This is a genomic window from Sphingopyxis sp. OAS728, from assembly GCF_014873485.1.
Lineage (GTDB): Bacteria > Pseudomonadota > Alphaproteobacteria > Sphingomonadales > Sphingomonadaceae > Sphingopyxis.
The window spans coordinates 4,836,006-4,852,889 of the sequence record NZ_JADBDT010000001.1; the positions used below are offsets into that span (position 1 = coordinate 4,836,006).

The window sequence follows — 16,884 nt, forward strand, 5'->3', positions numbered from 1 at the left end:
GCACCGCACAACGCATTTGCTTATGCTGTGTTGGGGCTGTAATACGGGCGCTGCGCATGAAATGGTTCCGTAAATCCGCAGGCCCCGATCCCACGCTCGCCGCGACGCCGGGTGGCCCGTTCGCCGACATTGCACAGGCTCCGCCGCCGCTGCCGGTTCCCGAAACACGGCGGCGCAAATGGACGCGCCGCATTTCGCGCGGTTTCGCGATTTTCAGCGTCATCTTCATCCTGCTCGTCGGCTGGCTCGCGCTGACCGCGCCGCTGTCCAAATCGCTCGAACCGATCGCGCCGCCGCAGATCACCTTGCTCGCGTCCGACGGCACCCCGATCGCGCGCATCGGGGCGATCGTCGATACGCCCGTAAAGGCAGCGGACCTGCCGAAGCATGTCACCGGCGCTTTCCTCGCGATCGAGGACCGGCGCTTCTACAATCATTGGGGCGTCGATCCGCGCAGCATCGCGCGGGCGGTGTGGAGCAATGTCACCGGCGGACGCACGCAGGGCGGCAGCACGATCACCCAGCAGCTTGCGAAATTCACTTTCCTGACGCCCAAACGGACGCTCGGCCGCAAGGCGCGCGAGGCGCTGATCGCCTTCTGGCTCGAAGCCTGGCTGACCAAGGACGAGATACTCGAACGCTATCTCTCCAACGCCTATTTTGGCGACAACACTTATGGTCTCCGCGCGGCGTCGCTCCATTATTTCTATCGCCAGCCCGAGAAGCTGACCCCCGCGCAGGCCGCGATGCTCGCGGGACTGGTGCAGGCGCCGTCACGCCTCGCGCCGACCAAAAATCCCGACCTCGCCGAAAAGCGCATGAAGCTGGTGCTCGATGCGATGGTCGCGACCGGCTATCTGACCGAACAGGAGCGCAAGGCGCTCCGCACCCCGCGCATCGACGTGCGCACGCGCAACACGCTCCCGACCGGGACCTATTTTGCCGACTGGGCGCTGCCCGAGGCGCGCAAATTGAGCGACGTCGGCTATTCGCGGCAGACGATCGCGACAACGCTCGACGCGCGGTTGCAGGGGATCGCGCGCCGCGTGACCGGACGCGCGGGGCTGGGCAAGGCGCAGGTCGCGCTCGTCGCGATGCGCCCGAATGGCGAGGTCGTCGCGATGATCGGCGGCAAGGATTATGCCGCATCGCCCTTCAATCGCGCGACGCAGGCGCGGCGCCAGCCGGGATCGACGTTCAAGCTGTTCGTCTATCTCGCCGCGCTGCGCGACGGCTGGGATACCGACGATGTCATCGACAACAGCGCGATCGAGACCGGGGCCTACCGGCCCAAGAATTCGGGTGGCGCCTACTCCAAATCGATCACGCTCGAGGATGCCTTTGCCTCGTCGAGCAATGTCGCCGCGGTGCGGCTGCTGCGTCAAGTGGGCGACGACAAGGTCATCGACATGGCGCGCGACCTTGGCGTCACCGCGCCGATGGCCAAGGGCGACCCCAGCCTCGCGCTCGGCACGTCGAGCATGACCTTGCTCGAACTCACCGCGGCCTATGCCGCGGTTGCGGCCAACAGCTACCCGGTCGAGCCGCATGCATTCGAGACGGAGGAAAAGGGCTGGTTCGAAAACCTGATCTCGGGGCCGAGCAGCTTTGGATCCGAAGAGCATGAAGAGATCGAACAGATGCTCCGCGCCGCGGTCAATCGCGGCACCGGCCGCGCCGCGCGGCTGCCGCAGGCCAATTTCGGCAAGACGGGCACCAGTCAGGACAATCGCGACGCGCTGTTCGTGGGCTATGCCAACGATCTCGTCGTCGGCGTGTGGATCGGCAATGACGACAATAGCCCGCTGCAGGGCATTTCGGGCGGCGGACTGCCCGCGCGCATCTGGCGTGATTTCATGACCGAGGCATCGGGCCGGAAGGCGACGCCGCAGCGCAAGAAGGTGGTCGATCCGACGGGCCCCGTCGAGCCGCTCGACATTCCCGACATCGGCGACATCCCGATCGGCGACCGTACGCGCGTCGGGATCGAGGGCGGCGATGCGGTGATCACGACCGAAATCAACGGCAGCCGGATCGATTTGCGCCTGCCGATCCAGGAGGGGCGTCCGACAGTTCAGGAGGGACGCCCGCCGCCCGATCCCGCAACGGCGCCGCCACCGGGTTAAAGGGCTTCGTCTGCCGCCAATATCTCGAAAGCGGCGCTTGCCATCGTCTGGCCATTGACGATCAACTCAACCTCGTGCCGCCCGGGATGATGGCGCCGCGTGGTGAAATCGCGGATCGTCTGCGATATCCCGAGCGTGATGGCGTCGCCTGCAGCAAGCTCGAAGGTCTTGAGTTTGAACACCTTCGGCGCGGTCTTGCCTCCGGCGCGTGCGTAATGGATGCGATAATCCACGACCAGTCGCTGCGCATCGGGCGAGTCCGATGCAAGGTCGGCCGTAATTGCAATCCGGTCGCCAAGGCGCACGACGTCAGGCTCTACCGCGAACCGGCGCACACTCACCGCCGCGCCATGGCCGACGCCGATCAGCGCCAGCGCGCGAGGTTCGCCCTTCTTGATCAGCGTGCGCAGCGCATGGCGGATGATCCAGACCGTGTGCGGATCATCCTGAGGCCACGCCTGAAGGCGATCGAGTAGCCAGTCGGGGCGATCCTTGGCAATGTCGTTCAAATGGTTCGCGACCGATTTTCGGACATAGAGGCTGGGATCGGCCTTCAATAACTCGAGGATCGGCGCCGCCAAGGTCGGATCGGCTTTCAGCGCCGGAACGCGCGCGGCCCATGGCAAGCGCGGGCGGCCCCCTTCGCTCGCGAGCCGGCGGACATGCTCGTCGTCGCTGCCGGCCCACCGCGCCATGATCGCCAGCGCGCGCGGGGTATCGGCCGCGAGGAACGGCCGGATTGCAAATTCGGCCGAGCCGAAGCGCGTCAGGTCGGCAAGCGCCTCCATCGACCGGTCGAAATCGTCGAGCCCGTACCGCGCGACATATTCGGTCACCGCCATCGCCTGAAACCCGTGCGTCAGACGCGGCGCCATCGCACGGATGATCGTCAGCGCCTCGGGATAGCTGTCGGGCAACGCACCATGAAGCGCATCGGCGATATGGCGCACGCGCTCCATGATCGACAGCGCCTCGAGGCCTGCCGATGCCGCAGACAGAAACGCGGAGCGATCGAACCGCGGTGACGCCGCGACCCCGGCATCGCCGATCGTCTCCAGCGCTTGACGGCCCAATATATCCTTCAGCAGCGGCGAAGCTTCGTCGGTCATCGCGGCACCTTATTGCCGCTCGACCAGCCCGCCGCCGAGCGCGACATAGAGCGTCACGAGATTGTCGACCTGCGCGCGGCGTGTCTCAATGAGCGTCTGTTCGGCCGCGAACAGGTTGCGTTCGGCGTCGAGCACTTCGAGATAGGTCGACACGCCCTCGCGATACCGCTTGCGCGCGAGGTCGGCGATCCGCCGCGTCGCCAGCGTGCCGCGCTCCTGCGCTTCGACCTGATCGGCGAGATAGCGGCGCCCGGCGAGCGCGTCGGCGACTTCGCGAAACGCCCCCTGGACGGTGCGCTCATAGGTCGCAACGGCGATATTCTCGCGCGCCTCGGCGACGGTCAGATTGCCCTTGTTGCGCCCGAAATCGAAGATCGGCAGGCTGATCGACGGGCCAAAGCTCCACCCGAACCCGTCGTTGCTGAACAGATTGTCGAGCGAGCCCGAGGCGAAGCCGAGATTGCCGGTCAGCGAGATCGTCGGGAAGAAGGCGGCGCGCGCCGCGCCGACATTGGCGCGGGCGGCACGCAGCCGCTCCTCGGCGGCGAGCACGTCGGGACGGGCGACCAGCAGGTCGGAGGGCAGGCCGGCGGTCAGCGTCGGCGACTGGCCCTGTGCCATGAGGGGCAGGGGAGCGGGGAGGGGTCCCGCGACCGGGCCGCCGGTGAGTACGCTGAGGAAATTATCGGCCTGCGCCTTGCCGAGCTTGAGGCTCGCAAGCTGCGTTTCGGCCTGCGTCAGCAGCGTTTCCGACTGGCGATAGTCGAGCGCCGAGGTCACCCCGGCGTCGAGCCGCCGCTTCGCGATGCGCAGGCCTTCCTTGCGGCTCGTCACCGTCGCTTCGGCCAGCTCGATCTGTTCCTCGGCGCCGCGTGAGGCGAAATAGGTCGAGGCGACGTCGCGGACTAGCGCGAGGCGGAAGGCGCGTTCGGCCTGCTCGGTTGCGAGATACTGGCTGCGCGCCGCTTCGGACAGATTTTTGACGCGGCCCCAGAAATCGAGCTCGAACGAGGTCACCCCGACGCCGACCGAATAGCGGTTGGTCGTGTCAGTGCCTGCGCCCGTCAGCGACGGGCCGCGTGTGCGTGTCGCATCGGCGCTCGCGCCCACCGTCGGCAGGCGATCGGCGTCCTGGATGCGGTAGAGCCCGCGCGCTTCCTCGATCTGCGCGATCGCGACGGCGAGGTCGCGGTTGCGCGCGATCGCCTGCGTGATCAGCACCTCGAGCTGCGGATCGGCGAAGAAATCCTGCCACGACACTTCGGTCGCCCGCTGCCCGAGCGTCACGTCGCCCGCGAACTCGGCCGGATAGGCGGGCGCGGTGGGCAGCGCTGGACGCTCATGTTTGGGCGCCATGTTGACGCATCCGGCGAGCGTCGTCGCGGCCAGCAGCGCGATCAGATTACGCATGATCGGGCTCCTCATGATGTCCTTTTTCGGCGGGTGCAGGCGGTCGCTTGCGGCTGATCCATTTGCGCACCGACAAGTAGAAGAGCGGGATGAAAAAGATGCCGAGCAACGTCGCGGCGATCATCCCGCCCATCACGCCCGATCCGACCGCGATACGGCTGGCGGCGCCGGCGCCGCTCGCGATGACGAGCGGGACCATGCCGAGGATGAAGGCAAGGCTGGTCATGATGATCGGGCGCAGGCGCAGCTTCACCGCCTCCATCACCGCGTCGAGCGTCGACTTGCCCTCGGCTTCCTGTTCGATCGCGAATTCGACGATCAGGATCGCGTTTTTCGCGGACAGGCCGATGATCGTGATCAACCCGACGTTGAAATAAATGTCGGCGGAGAGGCCGCGGAACATCGAGAAGAGTACCGCGCCGAGCACGCCGAGCGGCACGACGAGCAGGACCGCAACGGGGACCGCCCAGCTTTCGTACAGCGCCGACAGCAGCAGGAAGACGACGACGAGCGACAGGCCGAGCAGCAGCCCGATCTGGCCCGCCGACTGCTTCTCCTCATAGGAGATGCCCGTCCATTCGTAGGAGAAGCCCGCGGGAAGCGACTCTGCGAGACGCTCCATCTCGGCCATCGCCTCGCCGGTCGACTGGCCGGGCGCGGGTTCGCCCGAAATCGTCATCGCGGGATAGCCGTTATAGCGCTGGAGTTGCGGCGCTTCGGCGGACCATTCGGCCGAGCTGAACGACCCGAAGGGCACCATGTCGCCGTTCGCGCTGCGCACGCGCAGTTCGAGCACGTCCTGCGGCGTCATGCGGCTCGCGGCGTCGGCCTGGAGCAGCACGCGCAGCACGCGGCCTTCGCGGGTGAAGTCGTTTGCGTAGGCGCTGCCGAAGCTGATCGCGAGCGTCGCGTTGACGTCGCCGATCGACAGGCCGAGCGCGCGCGCCTGAATCCGGTCGATATCGACCTTTAGCACCGGCGCATCCTCTTGGCCCTCGGGGCGGACATTGGCGAGCAGCTTGCTCTGCATTGCGCCGCCCAGCATCTGGTTGCGCGCGGCGATCAGCGCTTCGCGCGTGTTGCCGCCGCGATCCTGCAGCTTGAATGTAAAGCCGCTCGACGTCCCGAGTTCGGGGATCGATGGCGGGCTCAGCGAGAAGGCGAACGCCTCCTTGATGCCCATGAGGGTGCCCATCGCCTTGCCCGCGATCGCGTCGGCGCTGTCGCCTTCGCCGGTGCGTTCGTCCCATGGCTTCAGCGGGGTGAACATGATCGCGTTCGCCTGGCCCTGGCCAAAGAAGCTGAAGCCGTTGACCGACACGACATTGGCGACCTGCGGCTGTTCGGCGAAGAAGGCTTTGACCTGCTTCGTCGCTTCGTTGGTGCGCTGCGTCGTCGCGCCCGGGGGCGCCTGGATCACGGTGATCAGATAGCCCTGGTCTTCCTGCGGCAGGAAGGAGCCGGGCAGGCGGGTGAAGAGCAATGCGGTGACCGCGACCATCGCCACGAACACGCCGAGCCAGCGCAGCGGCGCCGTAAGCATCTTGCCGACGCTACCCTGATAGCGGTCGGTCGTGCGGCCGAACCAGGTGTTGAACCGCCCGAAGAAGCGGTCGAAGAAGGCGCCGATCCGGCCCTTGCGTTCGCTATTGTCGTGCGGCTTCAGCAGTGTTGCGCAGAGCGCGGGCGTCAGCGTCAGCGCGAGCAACGCCGAGAAGGCGATCGAAATCGCGAGCGTCATCGAGAATTGGCGATAGATGCCGCCGGTCGACCCGGGGAAAAAGGCCATCGGGATGAACACCGCGATCAGCACCAGCGTGATGCCGATGATCGCCGAAGTGATCTGGCTCATCGCCTTCACCGTCGCGTCATAGGGCGACAGATGCTCCTCGTTCATGATGCGCTCGACATTCTCGATCACGACGATCGCGTCGTCGACGAGGATGCCGATCGCCAGCACCATGCCGAACAAGGTCAGCACGTTGATCGAGAAACCGGCCATCCAGAGGCCGAGGCACGCACCGGCGAGCGCGATGGGGACGACCACCGTCGGGATCACCGTCGCGCGCCAGTTCTGGAGGAACAGGAACATGACGAGGAAGACGAGCACCATCGCCTCGCCAAGCGTGATGACCACTTCCTCGATCGACAGGCTGATGAACGGCGTCGTATCGTACGGGATCGACCAGGTGATGTCGGGCGGGAAGCCTTTCGACAGTTCGGCCATCTGGTCGCGGATGCCCTGTGCCGTCGACAGCGCGTTGGCACCGGGGGTCAGCTGGACCGCAAGGCCCGCCATCGGCTTGCCATTGAGCTCGGACGAAAAGAGATAGCTTGCCGCGCCCAGCTCGACGCGCCCGACGTCGCCCAGCGTGACCGCCGACCCGTCGGGGTTGGCGCGCAGGATGATGCTCTCGAACTGCTCGGGCTTGGTAAAGCGGCCCTGCGTCGTGATGACGGCGTTGAGCTGCGCACCCTTGGCGATCGGCTGGTCGCCGAGCTGGCCGCCGGGGGTCTGGCTATTCTGTTCCTGCACCGCGCCCAGCGCTTCCGCCGCCGACAGATTATAGGAGGCGAGTTTTTGCGGATCGAGCCAGATACGCATCGCATATTCGGGCGCAAAGGCCTGGACATTGCCGACCCCGCCGACGCGGCGCAGCTCGTCGAGCACGCGCGTGTTCGCGAAATTATTGACCTCCATCGGGTCGGTGTCACCGCTTTTCGAGGTGATCGCGACAATCAGCAGGAAGCCTGAGTTCGCCTCGGTCACCGAAATGCCTTGGCGGCGCACTTCCTCGGGCAGGCGCTGTTCGACGCGGCGCAGGCGGTTTTGCACTTCCAGCTGCGCATTGTCGATGTCGGTCCCGGCCTCGAAGGTCAGGGTGATCGACGCGGTGCCGTTCGATTCGCTGGTCGAGGCCATGTAGAGGAAGCCCTCGACCCCGTTGAGCTCCTGCTCGATGACCTGCGTGACATTCTGCTCGAGCGTGCTCGCGTCGGCGCCCGGATAGGTGACGCCGATGGTCAACGACGGCGGCGCGACCGACGGATATTGCTCCACGGGAAGGCCGCGCAGCGCGATGATCCCGGCGAGCAGGATGCCGATGGCGATGACCCACGAAAAAATGGGCCGGTCGATGAAAAAGCGGGGGCTCATGTCAGATCAACGCTTCGCCGGGGGAGTCGAGGCCGTGCCCTTGGGCGCCGCAACACGGACCGGCTGGCCCGGCTGCACCTTTTGCAGTCCGTCGACAATCACCCGGTCGCCGGGTTTCAGCCCGTCGAGGACCGCCCATTGGCCGGCGACCATCGTGCCGAGCTTCACCGGGCGCGGGGTCGCGACATTCTTGGCATCGAGCACCATGACGCTTGCGTTGTCGGCCGCCAGCTTGACCGCACGCTGCGGGATCAGGACGCCGTCCGACCGGTTGCCCGCAAAGATGCGTGCGCGGACGAACTGGCCGGGGAGCAGCGCCGAGTTCGGGTTCGGGAATTCGGCACGCAGCGCCGCGGTGCCCGTCGCTTCGTCGATCGACAGGTCGAGGAAGTCGAGGTGGCCGACGACGGGAAAGGCGGTGCCGTCCTCGAGGATCAACTGCACTTCGACACGGTCGAACTGGGGCACGCTCACCTTGCCCGACCCCATTTCGCGGCGGTTCGCGAGCAGGTCCGAACTCGACTGGCCGAAATTGACATAGACGCGGTCGATCTGTTCGATCGTCGTCAGCAGCGTGCCTTGCCCCGCGCTGACCAGCGCGCCCTCGGTGACTTCGGCGCGGCGTGCGCGGCCCGAGATCGGGGCTGTAACCGAGGCATAGCCCAGGTTCAGGCGTGCCGATTCCAGATTGGCTTGCGCTGCCTGCACATCGGCCTCGGCGGTGCGCTGCGCGGCGACCGCGGCGTCATATTCCTGCTTGCCGATCGCCTGGTCGGCGAGCAGCGGCTGATAGCGTCCGACGACCTGCCGCGCATTGGCGGCGGTTGCCTGTGCACGCGCCAGCTGCGCGCGCGCCGCATTGGCGGTCGCGGTCAGCTCGCGCGGATCGATGCGGAACAGCGGGGTCCCGGCGCGAACATAGCTGCCTTCGTTGAACAGGCGGCGCTCGACGATGCCGTTGACGCGCGCACGGACTTCGGAGGTGCGAAACGCCTGCACGCGGCCAGGCAATTCGATCACATTCGGTACTGCCTGCGTGCGGATCGTGACGATATTGACCTCGGGCGGCGGCGGAGCGGGGGGCGCTTCCGACGAGCATGAAGCCAGCACCAGAGCCAGCGCAGCGCCGGCGGCGCAGCCAAGAGGACGAAAGCGACTCATATGGACCCCTGAAAAATCGCAGTTGTGCGGGAGTTGGTTATACGCAAAAGCTTGCGCTCAGGCGCCGTGTAATTTAAATTACAGAAAAGGGCAAGGGGAAGAGGAATGCAAAAATGACGACGCCGGAATCGGATTTATGTCAGATAGATAGGCTGTCGCCGCGCGAGCGGCGGCAAAGCGCCATTCTCGACGCGGCCGAGTCGCTGTTTCTCGAACAGGGATATGAACGCACCAGCCTCGCCGAAATCGTCAAGCGCTCGGGCGGCTCGCTCGCGACGCTCTATGAGATGTTTGGGAACAAGCAGGGGCTGCTTCGCGCGATCGCAACCCGCTGGTGCGACGAAGCGATGCTGCGCTCGCTTGACGACGACGCGATGCAGGGGGTGTCGAGCGTCGAAATCCTGAAGCGCTATGCGCATCGCCAGAGCGAATTGATGGAATCGCCGCACGCGGTTGGCTTGATGCGCATGTTGATATCCGAAAGTTTGCGCGACCACGAGTTCGCTTTGCAGATTTACCGCGACCTTCACGTGCCTGCGCTTAAGGAGCTGATCGAATTGTTCGCCGAATGGGCGGCCACAGGCAGGGCAGAGATTGATCGCCCGGACGCCGCCGCGCGCCTGTTTTTCGACATTGTCGTCGGCGATTCGATGCTGAACATGCTGATGGGGATTGAGGTCGAATGGCTCGACCCCGAACAGATCGACTGGAGGCTCCAGCCTTTCCTGTCCCACTTCAAAATCCGGTAGGCGCGGAGCCGTCGATCTGGTTCGTGGTTGTTGACATGGTTGTCAATAGCTGAAAGCTTGCCGCTTCCTGTCTCGGGAGCGTCGCATCTTGGCCACTGCTGTCCTGCCATCGGCTGCCCTAGCCGACGAACCGCCCGCGCTGCGCCCGCGCACGGTCGCTGCCTATGCCGCGACGGCCGGGCCGACCGCGATGCTCGCGCTGCCGTTCAGCGTCTATCTGCCGCCCTATATCGCCGAAGGCGGGGCGATTTCGGTGGCGCTCGTCGGGCTCCTCTTTTCGCTGACGACGATATGGGACGGGATTGTCGATCCGTTGATCGGCACGATGATCGATCGCTTCCGCCCCGGAATGGGGGCGCATCGCCGGTGGATGCTGACCGCGCTGGTGCCGCTGTCGCTGCTGCTGTTGCTGATCGTGACGGTCGGCAATGCGCTGCCCTTCGCTGCGCTCTTTCTCGTCATGATATTCTTCTATTCGAGCTTCAGCCTCTATGAGGTCGCGCAACTGTCGTGGGGCGCGGCGCTGGTGCGCAGCCCCGCCGACAGCGCCTTGCTTTATGGCGCCCGCGACTGGTTCACGAAAATCGCATTGATCGTCGCCTTTGCCGCGCCCGCGGCGGCGCAACTGCTGATGCCGGGCGTCGACCTGCAGGGGCGGATCATCGCCTATGCCGGCATCTTCCTCGTGCTCGCGCCTGTCGCGCTCTTCGCGATCGGTCGCGTGCCGCGCCGCGCCGTCGTCGCCGAACCGGGGATCGGGTGGCGGCACGAAATTCGCGCCTCGCTGTCCTTTCCGCCGTTGATGCTCTTGCTCGGTGTCCAGTTCCTCAACAGTTTCGCCTTTGGCTCGCTCACCTCGCTCTTCATCTTCTTTGCGGCGTCGGTGCTCGATCTCGACCAGCAAAGCGCGCTGCTGCTGTTCGCGAGCTTCATCGGCGGTGCATTGGCATCGCCGCTGTGGACCATGCTGGCGCGCCGTTTCGGTAAACCGCCGATGATGATCTTAATGGGGTTGTTGATCTCGTCGCTGTTGCTCGCGACGCTGGCACAGGAGCCGGAGGGGTTTACGCAGGCCGCTTTTTTCTCGCTGATGCTGGGCACGGGTTTTGTCGGGCTGCTCTTCACTTATTCGATGCTCGCCGACCTGATCCCGCGCGATGCCGAACGGTGCGGGCGTAATCGCTCGGCCTTTCTCTTCGCGCTGCTCAACCTGATGGCGAAGTTCGGCGTCGCGGCCGCGATCGCGGTCAGCTATGCGCTACTCGACATCGTCGGTTTCGATCCGCAAAATGGCGCGGCCGCCGCACGCGAACTGCATCTGCTGTTCGTGCTGCAGCCCACGGCCAGCTGGATGCTGATGATCGGGCTGCTCGCGCTGATGCACCGGTACATGCCGCGGACGCCGGCATCGCCCGCCGCCAGCCTTTGACTTGCAATCGCCGCGGTGCCCAAGTAAAGGCCGCTTTCATTCGGACAGATGCGCCGTTTTCTTTCCGCCTTTCGCCGACACGGTCGGGGAGGGTGGGCGGACTATTGCCCAAAGCGCGCTTGACGCGTGGGGGGCGGCAACCCATCTGGCCCGGATCATTGACGTTGCAAGGACAGGACGATCGACATGGCCAAGACCAGCCCGGCTGAGTTCATCAATCAGGTGCGTACCGAAGCCCGCAAGATCGTTTGGCCTACCAGCCGCGAAACGGTGCAGACGACGATCATGGTGCTGATCATGATGACGATCCTTTCGCTGTTCTTCTTTGGCGTCGACACGGTTTTCAACGCGATCGTCAGCTGGCTGACGTCGCTCGCGCGCTAACGCCCGCGGTTACAGGGACAGGATACGGATACACATGGCGCGCTGGTACATCATTCACGCCTATTCGGGTTTCGAGAACAAGGTTCGCGATTCGGTGCTTTCCGAAGCCGAACGCATGGGCCTGACCGATTTCGTCGAAGCGGTCGAAGTGCCGGTCGAAACCGTCACCGAGGTGAAGCGCGGCAAGAAGGTCCAGGCTGAACGCAAATTCTTCCCGGGCTACGTCCTCGCCAAGCTGACGATGACCGACGATGTCTATCACCTCGTGAAGAATACGCCGAAGGTCACGGGCTTCCTCGGTTCGATGGGCAAGCCGCAGGCGATCAGCGAAGCCGAAGCTGCGCGCATCCTGAATAGCAAGGAAGAGGCTGCGGCGCGTCCGAAGCTGGAAATCCGCGTCGATTACGAAATCGGCGATCAGGTCAAGGTGCTCGACGGTCCCTTCGCCAGCTTCAACGGGCTGGTCGAGGAACTCGATTTCGAAAAGGCGCGCGTCAAGGTGTCGGTGTCGATCTTCGGTCGCGCCACCCCGGTCGAGCTCGACTTCGAACAGGTCGAACGCTTCAAATAACATCGCGCCGCGCCTTGGCGGGCGCGGCCCAGCCAACGGATCGAACCTATGAGCCTCACTCCCGAAGAGATGCAGGCTCGTCTCGATCGCGTGCGCGAAATTCAGGCGAGCTTTTCGCCCGAAAAAGTCGTTCGCGGCGTGACCCGGCTGTTCGATCTTGCCCCGGCCGACGAACCCGACGAGTTCACCTTTCCGGCGTTCGACAAGCCGACGCGCCAGCGTATCTTTGGCGGGCAGGTGATCGCGCAGGCGCTGATGGCGGCCGCGCGCACCGTCGATCCCGGCAAGACGGCGCATTCGCTCCACGCCTATTTCCTGCGCGGCGGCGACGAGGCGAAGCCGCTCCATTTCCGCGTTCACCGCGACTTCGACGGGCGTAGCTTTGCGAACCGCCGCGTCGTCGTGCGTCAGGACGGCAAGGTGATCTTCAACCTGACCGCCTCGTTCCACGCGCCCGAGCCCGGCGCGGCGCATCAGGCGCCGATGCCCGACGTCCTGCCGCCCGAGGAATGCGCCGAGCTCGTCGAAAATCTGGCGGCCGACCCGAATGTCAGCGACGCGCAGCTCGAACGGATGGCACGGCTGCGGCCGTTCGAGACGCGCAATTTTCGTCCGTCGTCGACCGAGCGGGGCACGACACATTATCAATGGTATCGCCTCGCGGCGCCGATCGGCGACGATCCGCTGCTGCACCGCGCTTTCCTGGCCTATGTGTCGGACATGGGGCTCTTGTCCTCGTCGCTGCTGCCGCACGGCTTTACCTGGTCGACGCCGGGGCTTTTCTCGACCAGCCTCGACCATGCGATGTGGTTCCACGACGACATTCGCGTCGACGACTGGTTCGTCTATGTGATGGACAGCGACTGGACGGGCGGCAGCCGCGGGATCAACCGCGGGCTGATCTATCGCCGCGACGGGACGCTCATCGCTTCGGCGATGCAGGAAGGCTTGCTGCGCATCACGCCGCCGACGCCCGACGCATAAGGCTTGTTTTTGGCGGCGTTTGCGCTTATGCGCGCCGCTTCGCGTCAGATAAGGGCGTGATTCCGCGCGGGAGGAAGGGGTGATGCCCTTCTGTTCGACCGCTAATTTTGAGCCCCGGATCCGTCCGGGGCGACAGAAAGACAGGAGGCCATCATGGCTAAGAAGATTAGCGGCTACATCAAGCTGCAGGTGCCCGCCGGCACCGCCAACCCGTCGCCGCCGCTTGGGCCGGCACTGGGTCAGCGCGGCGTCAACATCATGGAATTCTGCAAGGCGTTCAACGCTGCGACCGACGGTCTGGAAAAGGGCACCCCGACCCCGACCATCATCACCGTGTTCGCCGACAAGAGCTTTTCGTTCGTCACGAAGACGCCGCCGGCAACCTATCTGATCAAGAAGGCCGCGAACCTCAAGTCGGGTTCGAAGGAGCCGGGCAAGATCAGCGGTGGCAAGATCGCCCGCTCGAAGCTGACCGAAATCGCCGAGATCAAGATGAAGGATCTCAACGCGAACGATCTGGAACAGGCAACGAAGATCATCGAGGGCAGCGCGCGCTCGATGGGCCTCGAAGTGACGGAGGGCTGACCCCATGGCAAAGCTGACCAAGAAGCAGAAGGCCCTCGAGGGCAAGGTTGACAGCCTGAAGCTGCACACCGTCGACGAAGCGCTGAAGACCGTTCGCGACCTGGCCTCGGCCAAGTTCGACGAAACGCTCGAAGTCGCGATCAACCTCGGCGTCGACCCGCGTCACGCCGACCAGATGGTCCGCGGCGTCGTGACGCTGCCCGCCGGTACCGGCAAGGACGTCAAGGTTGCCGTGTTCGCGCGCGGCGACAACGCCGACAAGGCGCTGGCCGCCGGCGCCGACAAGGTCGGTGCCGAAGACCTGATGGAAGACATGCTCGCGGGCAACCTCGACTATGGCCGCGTCATCGCGACGCCGGACATGATGGGCATCGTCGGCCGCCTCGGTAAGACGCTGGGTCCGAAGGGCCTGATGCCGAACCCGAAGCTGGGCACCGTGACCCCGAACGTCGCCGAAGCCGTGAAGGCCGCCAAGGGCGGTCAGATCGAATTCCGCGTCGAAAAGGTGGGCATCATCCACGCCGGCCTCGGCAAGTTGTCGTTCGGCGAGGAAAAGCTCCGCCAGAACTTCGATGCCTTCGTCGACGCGATTGTCAAGGCGAAGCCGGCCGGCGCGAAGGGCAAATATGTCCGCAAGATCGCCCTGTCGTCGTCGATGGGCCCGGGCGTGAAGGTCGATACGGCCGACGTGACCGGCGCCTGATTGGCACCGCAATGAATTAGGGAAGGGCCGGGGGAAACTCCGGCCCTTTTCTTATGCGCGGCTCGCCGGGGCGAACTCGATCAGATCCCATTTGTTGCCATAAAGGTCGAGAAACACCGCAACGGTGCCATAGTCGGCCTCCAGCGGCTCGCGCTCGATCCGCACGCCCTTGCCCTGCAGGCGCTGATAGTCACGCCAGAAATCGTCGGTCTGCAGGAACAGGAAGACGCGCCCGCCCGACTGGTTTCCGATGAAAGCCGCCTGTTCGTCGTTCGCAGCGCGCGCGAGTAGGATCGTTGCGCCGCATTCGGGGTTGCCCGGCGGTGCGACGAGCACCCAGCGCTTGTCCTGCTCCGGTTGATAATCGTCGGCGACCAGCGTGAAGCCCAGAGTTCCGACATAAAAGTCGATCGCCTCGTCATAATCGCGCACGACGAGCGCGATATGCGCGAGCGACTGGCGGGTCATTCGCGGAGGCCGCGCATCGCCGCGCCCGCCGCGAACGGGCCGATCACCGTCAGCAGCAGGCTCGTCGCCGCCAACAGCTTGATCGCGCCGCGTCCCGACGGATCGAGCATCCCCGCGCCGAAGATCAGCATCGGCACCGCGAGCGGCAGGACGAGTAGCCCGCCGATCGCACTGCCGCCCTTGTGGTTCGCGGTCAGCGATGCGCTCAGCACCGCGAGCGAGGCGAGCGCCGGGATGGCGATGGCGATGCCTGTCGCGAGCAGTTCGACGCGCCCCGCATCCTGCGCCAGCAGCGCCGACGCCGGAAACAGCGCGATCATCAGCGGCAGCCCGAAACCGATGGCATGCGCGGCGATCTTGACCGCCGCGATAACCTCGTCGGCGAAACCCCGCACCGCGAGCTGGTCGAGCACCCCCGCATCCCTGTCGGGCTTCACCAGCCGGTCGATCGGCAGCAGCGCCGCGAGCAATGCTGCGACCCACACCATCCCGCCGCCCGCCCGGCGCAGCAGTGGCGCGTCGGGCCCGACCGCAAAGGGAAAGGCGGTCGCGACGAGCAGGAAGAAGAGCACCGGCAGCCACAGCGCGCCGCTGCCCCATGCGCGGCGCAGGTCGCGCCAGAAGAGGGCGATCAGCGCCGTCATGCGAGCGCGCCCATGTCGAGCTCGGCGAGATCGGGGATGCCGAGCGCGAAATGTGACGCGAGCAACACCGCCCCGCCATTCGACCGATGCTTCGCAATCGCCGTCACCAGCCGCGCCAGCGCCGCATCGTCCATGCCGTTCGCGGGCTCGTCGAGCAGCCAGATCGGCGCGCCGCTCGCGATCACGCGCACCATCGCGGCGCGCTTGCGCTGGCCGGTCGACAGCATCGTCACCGGCACCTCGGCGAGCGGCGCGAGCGCCATCTCGTCCATCGCGCGGTCGACCGTATGGCCGTCGACCGTATCGACGCGCGCCCAGAAATCGAGCGCGCGGCGCAGCGGCTGCTCGGCGTCGAGCGCCGCCGCCTCGTCGATCAACGCAACACGCTCGCGGCGTTCGATCGTGCCGGCGGCGGGGCGCAGCAGTCCTGCGGCCAAGCGGATCAGGCTCGACTTGCCGGCACCATTGGGACCGCGCAGCCACAGCGCCTCACCGCGCTTCAGCTCCAGCGACAAATTCTCGAAGAGCAGCCGGTCGCCGCGAATGCACGCCACCCGGTCGAGCAGCAGCAACGCCGTCACGCCATATCCTCAAGCGCGTGCATATCGTCGTCCGAAAAACCGAAATGATGCCCGATCTCATGGATCAGCACATGCCGCACCAGCGTGTCGAGCCGCTCGCCGGTCTCGATCCATTCGACGAGGATCGGGATGCGATAGAGGGTAACGCGGTCGGGCATGCCGCCGCTCTGGTCGATGCTGCGCTCGGTCAGCGGACGGCCTTCATAGAGACCCGTGAGTTCGTAGGGATGCTCGATATCGAGCGACGCCAGCATCTCGTCGTCGGCGAATTCCTCGATCGAAATGACGACACCCTCGATATGCGGCGCAAAGACCGCAGGCATGGTTTCGAGCGCGGCCTCGGCCATCGCAAAGAGTGCATCGGCGTCGGGCGCGCCTCCGGTCCAGCCGGCGGGCAATCGGGCGAGGGCAGACTTGTCGGTCATGTCACCCTTCCTTATGGCGGGCGCACGACATTGGCTAGCGGGAGATAAATCATGGTCCAGAAACTAGACGAAGACGCCCGCAGCGCGCTGCTCGCCCGTTTCCCCGAATGGACGCATGAACCGAAACGCGACGCGATCACCCGGCAGTTCAAGTTCGCCGATTTCGCGCAGGCCTTCGGCTTCATGGCGAGTGTCGCGATCATCGCCGAAAAGATGGACCATCATCCCGAATGGTCGAACGTCTATAATCGCGTCGACATCTTGCTGACGACGCACGACGCCGACGGATTGTCGGAACGCGACGCGAAGCTGGCCGAGGCGATCGAAGCGCTTCTCTGACGAGGTTGTTGTTATCTTGCGCTGACGCGTCACTCCCTTACAAGCGGCGCCAAGCACAG

Annotated in this window: 17 protein-coding genes; 9 read left to right on the top strand and 8 right to left on the bottom strand. The window is 65.3% G+C overall.

Annotation, left to right across the window (positions count from 1 at the left end; translation table 11 throughout):
* Positions 1 to 56: 56 nt before the first annotated feature.
* Entirely contained in the window at positions 57 to 2,126 is a 2,070-nt protein-coding gene (locus GGC65_RS22800) for a transglycosylase domain-containing protein (protein WP_192649249.1), read from the top strand.
* On the opposite strand, the gene GGC65_RS22805 is transcribed toward GGC65_RS22800, so the two are convergent.
* From GGC65_RS22805 to GGC65_RS22820, 4 genes are read right to left on the bottom strand one after another with little or no spacing between them, the layout of a single operon-like run.
* Entirely contained in the window at positions 2,123 to 3,235 is a 1,113-nt protein-coding gene (locus GGC65_RS22805) for a DNA alkylation repair protein (protein ID WP_192649250.1), read from the bottom strand. The genes GGC65_RS22800 and GGC65_RS22805 overlap by 4 nt on opposite strands.
* A gap of 9 nt (positions 3,236 to 3,244) precedes the next feature.
* Positions 3,245 to 4,645 (bottom strand): efflux transporter outer membrane subunit, encoded by a 1,401-nt coding sequence (locus GGC65_RS22810; RefSeq protein ID WP_192649251.1) that lies wholly within the window; start codon positions 4,643 to 4,645, stop codon positions 3,245 to 3,247.
* Complete coding sequence (locus tag GGC65_RS22815; protein ID WP_192649252.1) at positions 4,638 to 7,802, bottom strand: multidrug efflux RND transporter permease subunit; 3,165 nt, start codon at positions 7,800 to 7,802, stop codon at positions 4,638 to 4,640. Before GGC65_RS22815 ends, GGC65_RS22810 begins: the two co-directional genes overlap by 8 nt.
* A gap of 6 nt (positions 7,803 to 7,808) precedes the next feature.
* Positions 7,809 to 8,963 (bottom strand): efflux RND transporter periplasmic adaptor subunit, encoded by a 1,155-nt coding sequence (locus GGC65_RS22820; protein WP_192649253.1) that lies wholly within the window; start codon positions 8,961 to 8,963, stop codon positions 7,809 to 7,811.
* Positions 8,964 to 9,076: 113 nt separating this feature from the next.
* On the opposite strand from GGC65_RS22820, the gene GGC65_RS22825 reads away from it, so the two are divergent.
* The 7 genes from GGC65_RS22825 to rplA all read left to right on the top strand — a co-directional run bounded on the left by GGC65_RS22825 (position 9,077) and on the right by rplA (position 14,368).
* Positions 9,077 to 9,712 carry a TetR/AcrR family transcriptional regulator gene (locus GGC65_RS22825; protein ID WP_192649254.1) on the top strand — a complete coding sequence of 212 codons (636 nt, stop codon included), beginning with the start codon at positions 9,077 to 9,079 and terminating at the stop codon, positions 9,710 to 9,712.
* A gap of 88 nt (positions 9,713 to 9,800) precedes the next feature.
* A complete protein-coding gene (locus GGC65_RS22830) occupies positions 9,801 to 11,141 on the top strand; it encodes an MFS transporter (protein ID WP_192649255.1) in 1,341 nt (446 codons plus the stop codon).
* Positions 11,142 to 11,327: 186 nt separating this feature from the next.
* Positions 11,328 to 11,525 (top strand): preprotein translocase subunit SecE, encoded by a 198-nt coding sequence (gene secE, locus GGC65_RS22835; protein ID WP_192649256.1) that lies wholly within the window; start codon positions 11,328 to 11,330, stop codon positions 11,523 to 11,525.
* Between the two features lie 34 nt (positions 11,526 to 11,559).
* On the top strand, positions 11,560 to 12,096 hold the full coding sequence (gene nusG / locus GGC65_RS22840) for a transcription termination/antitermination protein NusG (protein WP_192649257.1): 537 nt from the start codon (positions 11,560 to 11,562) through the stop codon (positions 12,094 to 12,096).
* 48 nt (positions 12,097 to 12,144) lie between these two features.
* Positions 12,145 to 13,080: an acyl-CoA thioesterase gene (locus GGC65_RS22845; RefSeq protein WP_192649258.1), complete on the top strand. Its 936-nt coding sequence runs from the start codon at positions 12,145 to 12,147 to the stop codon at positions 13,078 to 13,080.
* A gap of 153 nt (positions 13,081 to 13,233) precedes the next feature.
* Positions 13,234 to 13,665, top strand: a complete 432-nt coding sequence (gene rplK / locus GGC65_RS22850) for a 50S ribosomal protein L11 (RefSeq protein WP_058802936.1) — start codon at positions 13,234 to 13,236, stop codon at positions 13,663 to 13,665.
* A gap of 4 nt (positions 13,666 to 13,669) precedes the next feature.
* Positions 13,670 to 14,368 (top strand): 50S ribosomal protein L1, encoded by a 699-nt coding sequence (rplA, locus tag GGC65_RS22855; protein WP_192649259.1) that lies wholly within the window; start codon positions 13,670 to 13,672, stop codon positions 14,366 to 14,368.
* 51 nt (positions 14,369 to 14,419) lie between these two features.
* Here rplA and GGC65_RS22860 read toward each other — a convergent pair whose 3' ends face one another.
* The 4 genes from GGC65_RS22860 to GGC65_RS22875 are packed head-to-tail and all read right to left on the bottom strand — an operon-like array spanning position 14,420 to position 16,486.
* Positions 14,420 to 14,836, bottom strand: coding sequence for a VOC family protein (locus GGC65_RS22860; RefSeq protein WP_192649260.1), 417 nt, complete (start codon positions 14,834 to 14,836; stop codon positions 14,420 to 14,422).
* Complete coding sequence (locus tag GGC65_RS22865) at positions 14,833 to 15,480, bottom strand: heme exporter protein CcmB (RefSeq protein WP_192649261.1); 648 nt, start codon at positions 15,478 to 15,480, stop codon at positions 14,833 to 14,835. Before GGC65_RS22865 ends, GGC65_RS22860 begins: the two co-directional genes overlap by 4 nt.
* Positions 15,477 to 16,061 carry a heme ABC exporter ATP-binding protein CcmA gene (gene ccmA, locus GGC65_RS22870; protein ID WP_192649262.1) on the bottom strand — a complete coding sequence of 195 codons (585 nt, stop codon included), beginning with the start codon at positions 16,059 to 16,061 and terminating at the stop codon, positions 15,477 to 15,479. Before ccmA ends, GGC65_RS22865 begins: the two co-directional genes overlap by 4 nt.
* Positions 16,058 to 16,486, bottom strand: coding sequence for a metallopeptidase family protein (locus GGC65_RS22875; protein ID WP_192649263.1), 429 nt, complete (start codon positions 16,484 to 16,486; stop codon positions 16,058 to 16,060). The genes ccmA and GGC65_RS22875 overlap by 4 nt, the downstream gene beginning before the upstream one ends.
* Before the next feature lie 51 nt (positions 16,487 to 16,537).
* Between GGC65_RS22875 and GGC65_RS22880 the strand changes: the two genes are divergently transcribed.
* Complete coding sequence (locus GGC65_RS22880) at positions 16,538 to 16,825, top strand: 4a-hydroxytetrahydrobiopterin dehydratase (protein WP_192649264.1); 288 nt, start codon at positions 16,538 to 16,540, stop codon at positions 16,823 to 16,825.
* The last annotated feature ends 59 nt before the right edge of the window (positions 16,826 to 16,884 follow it).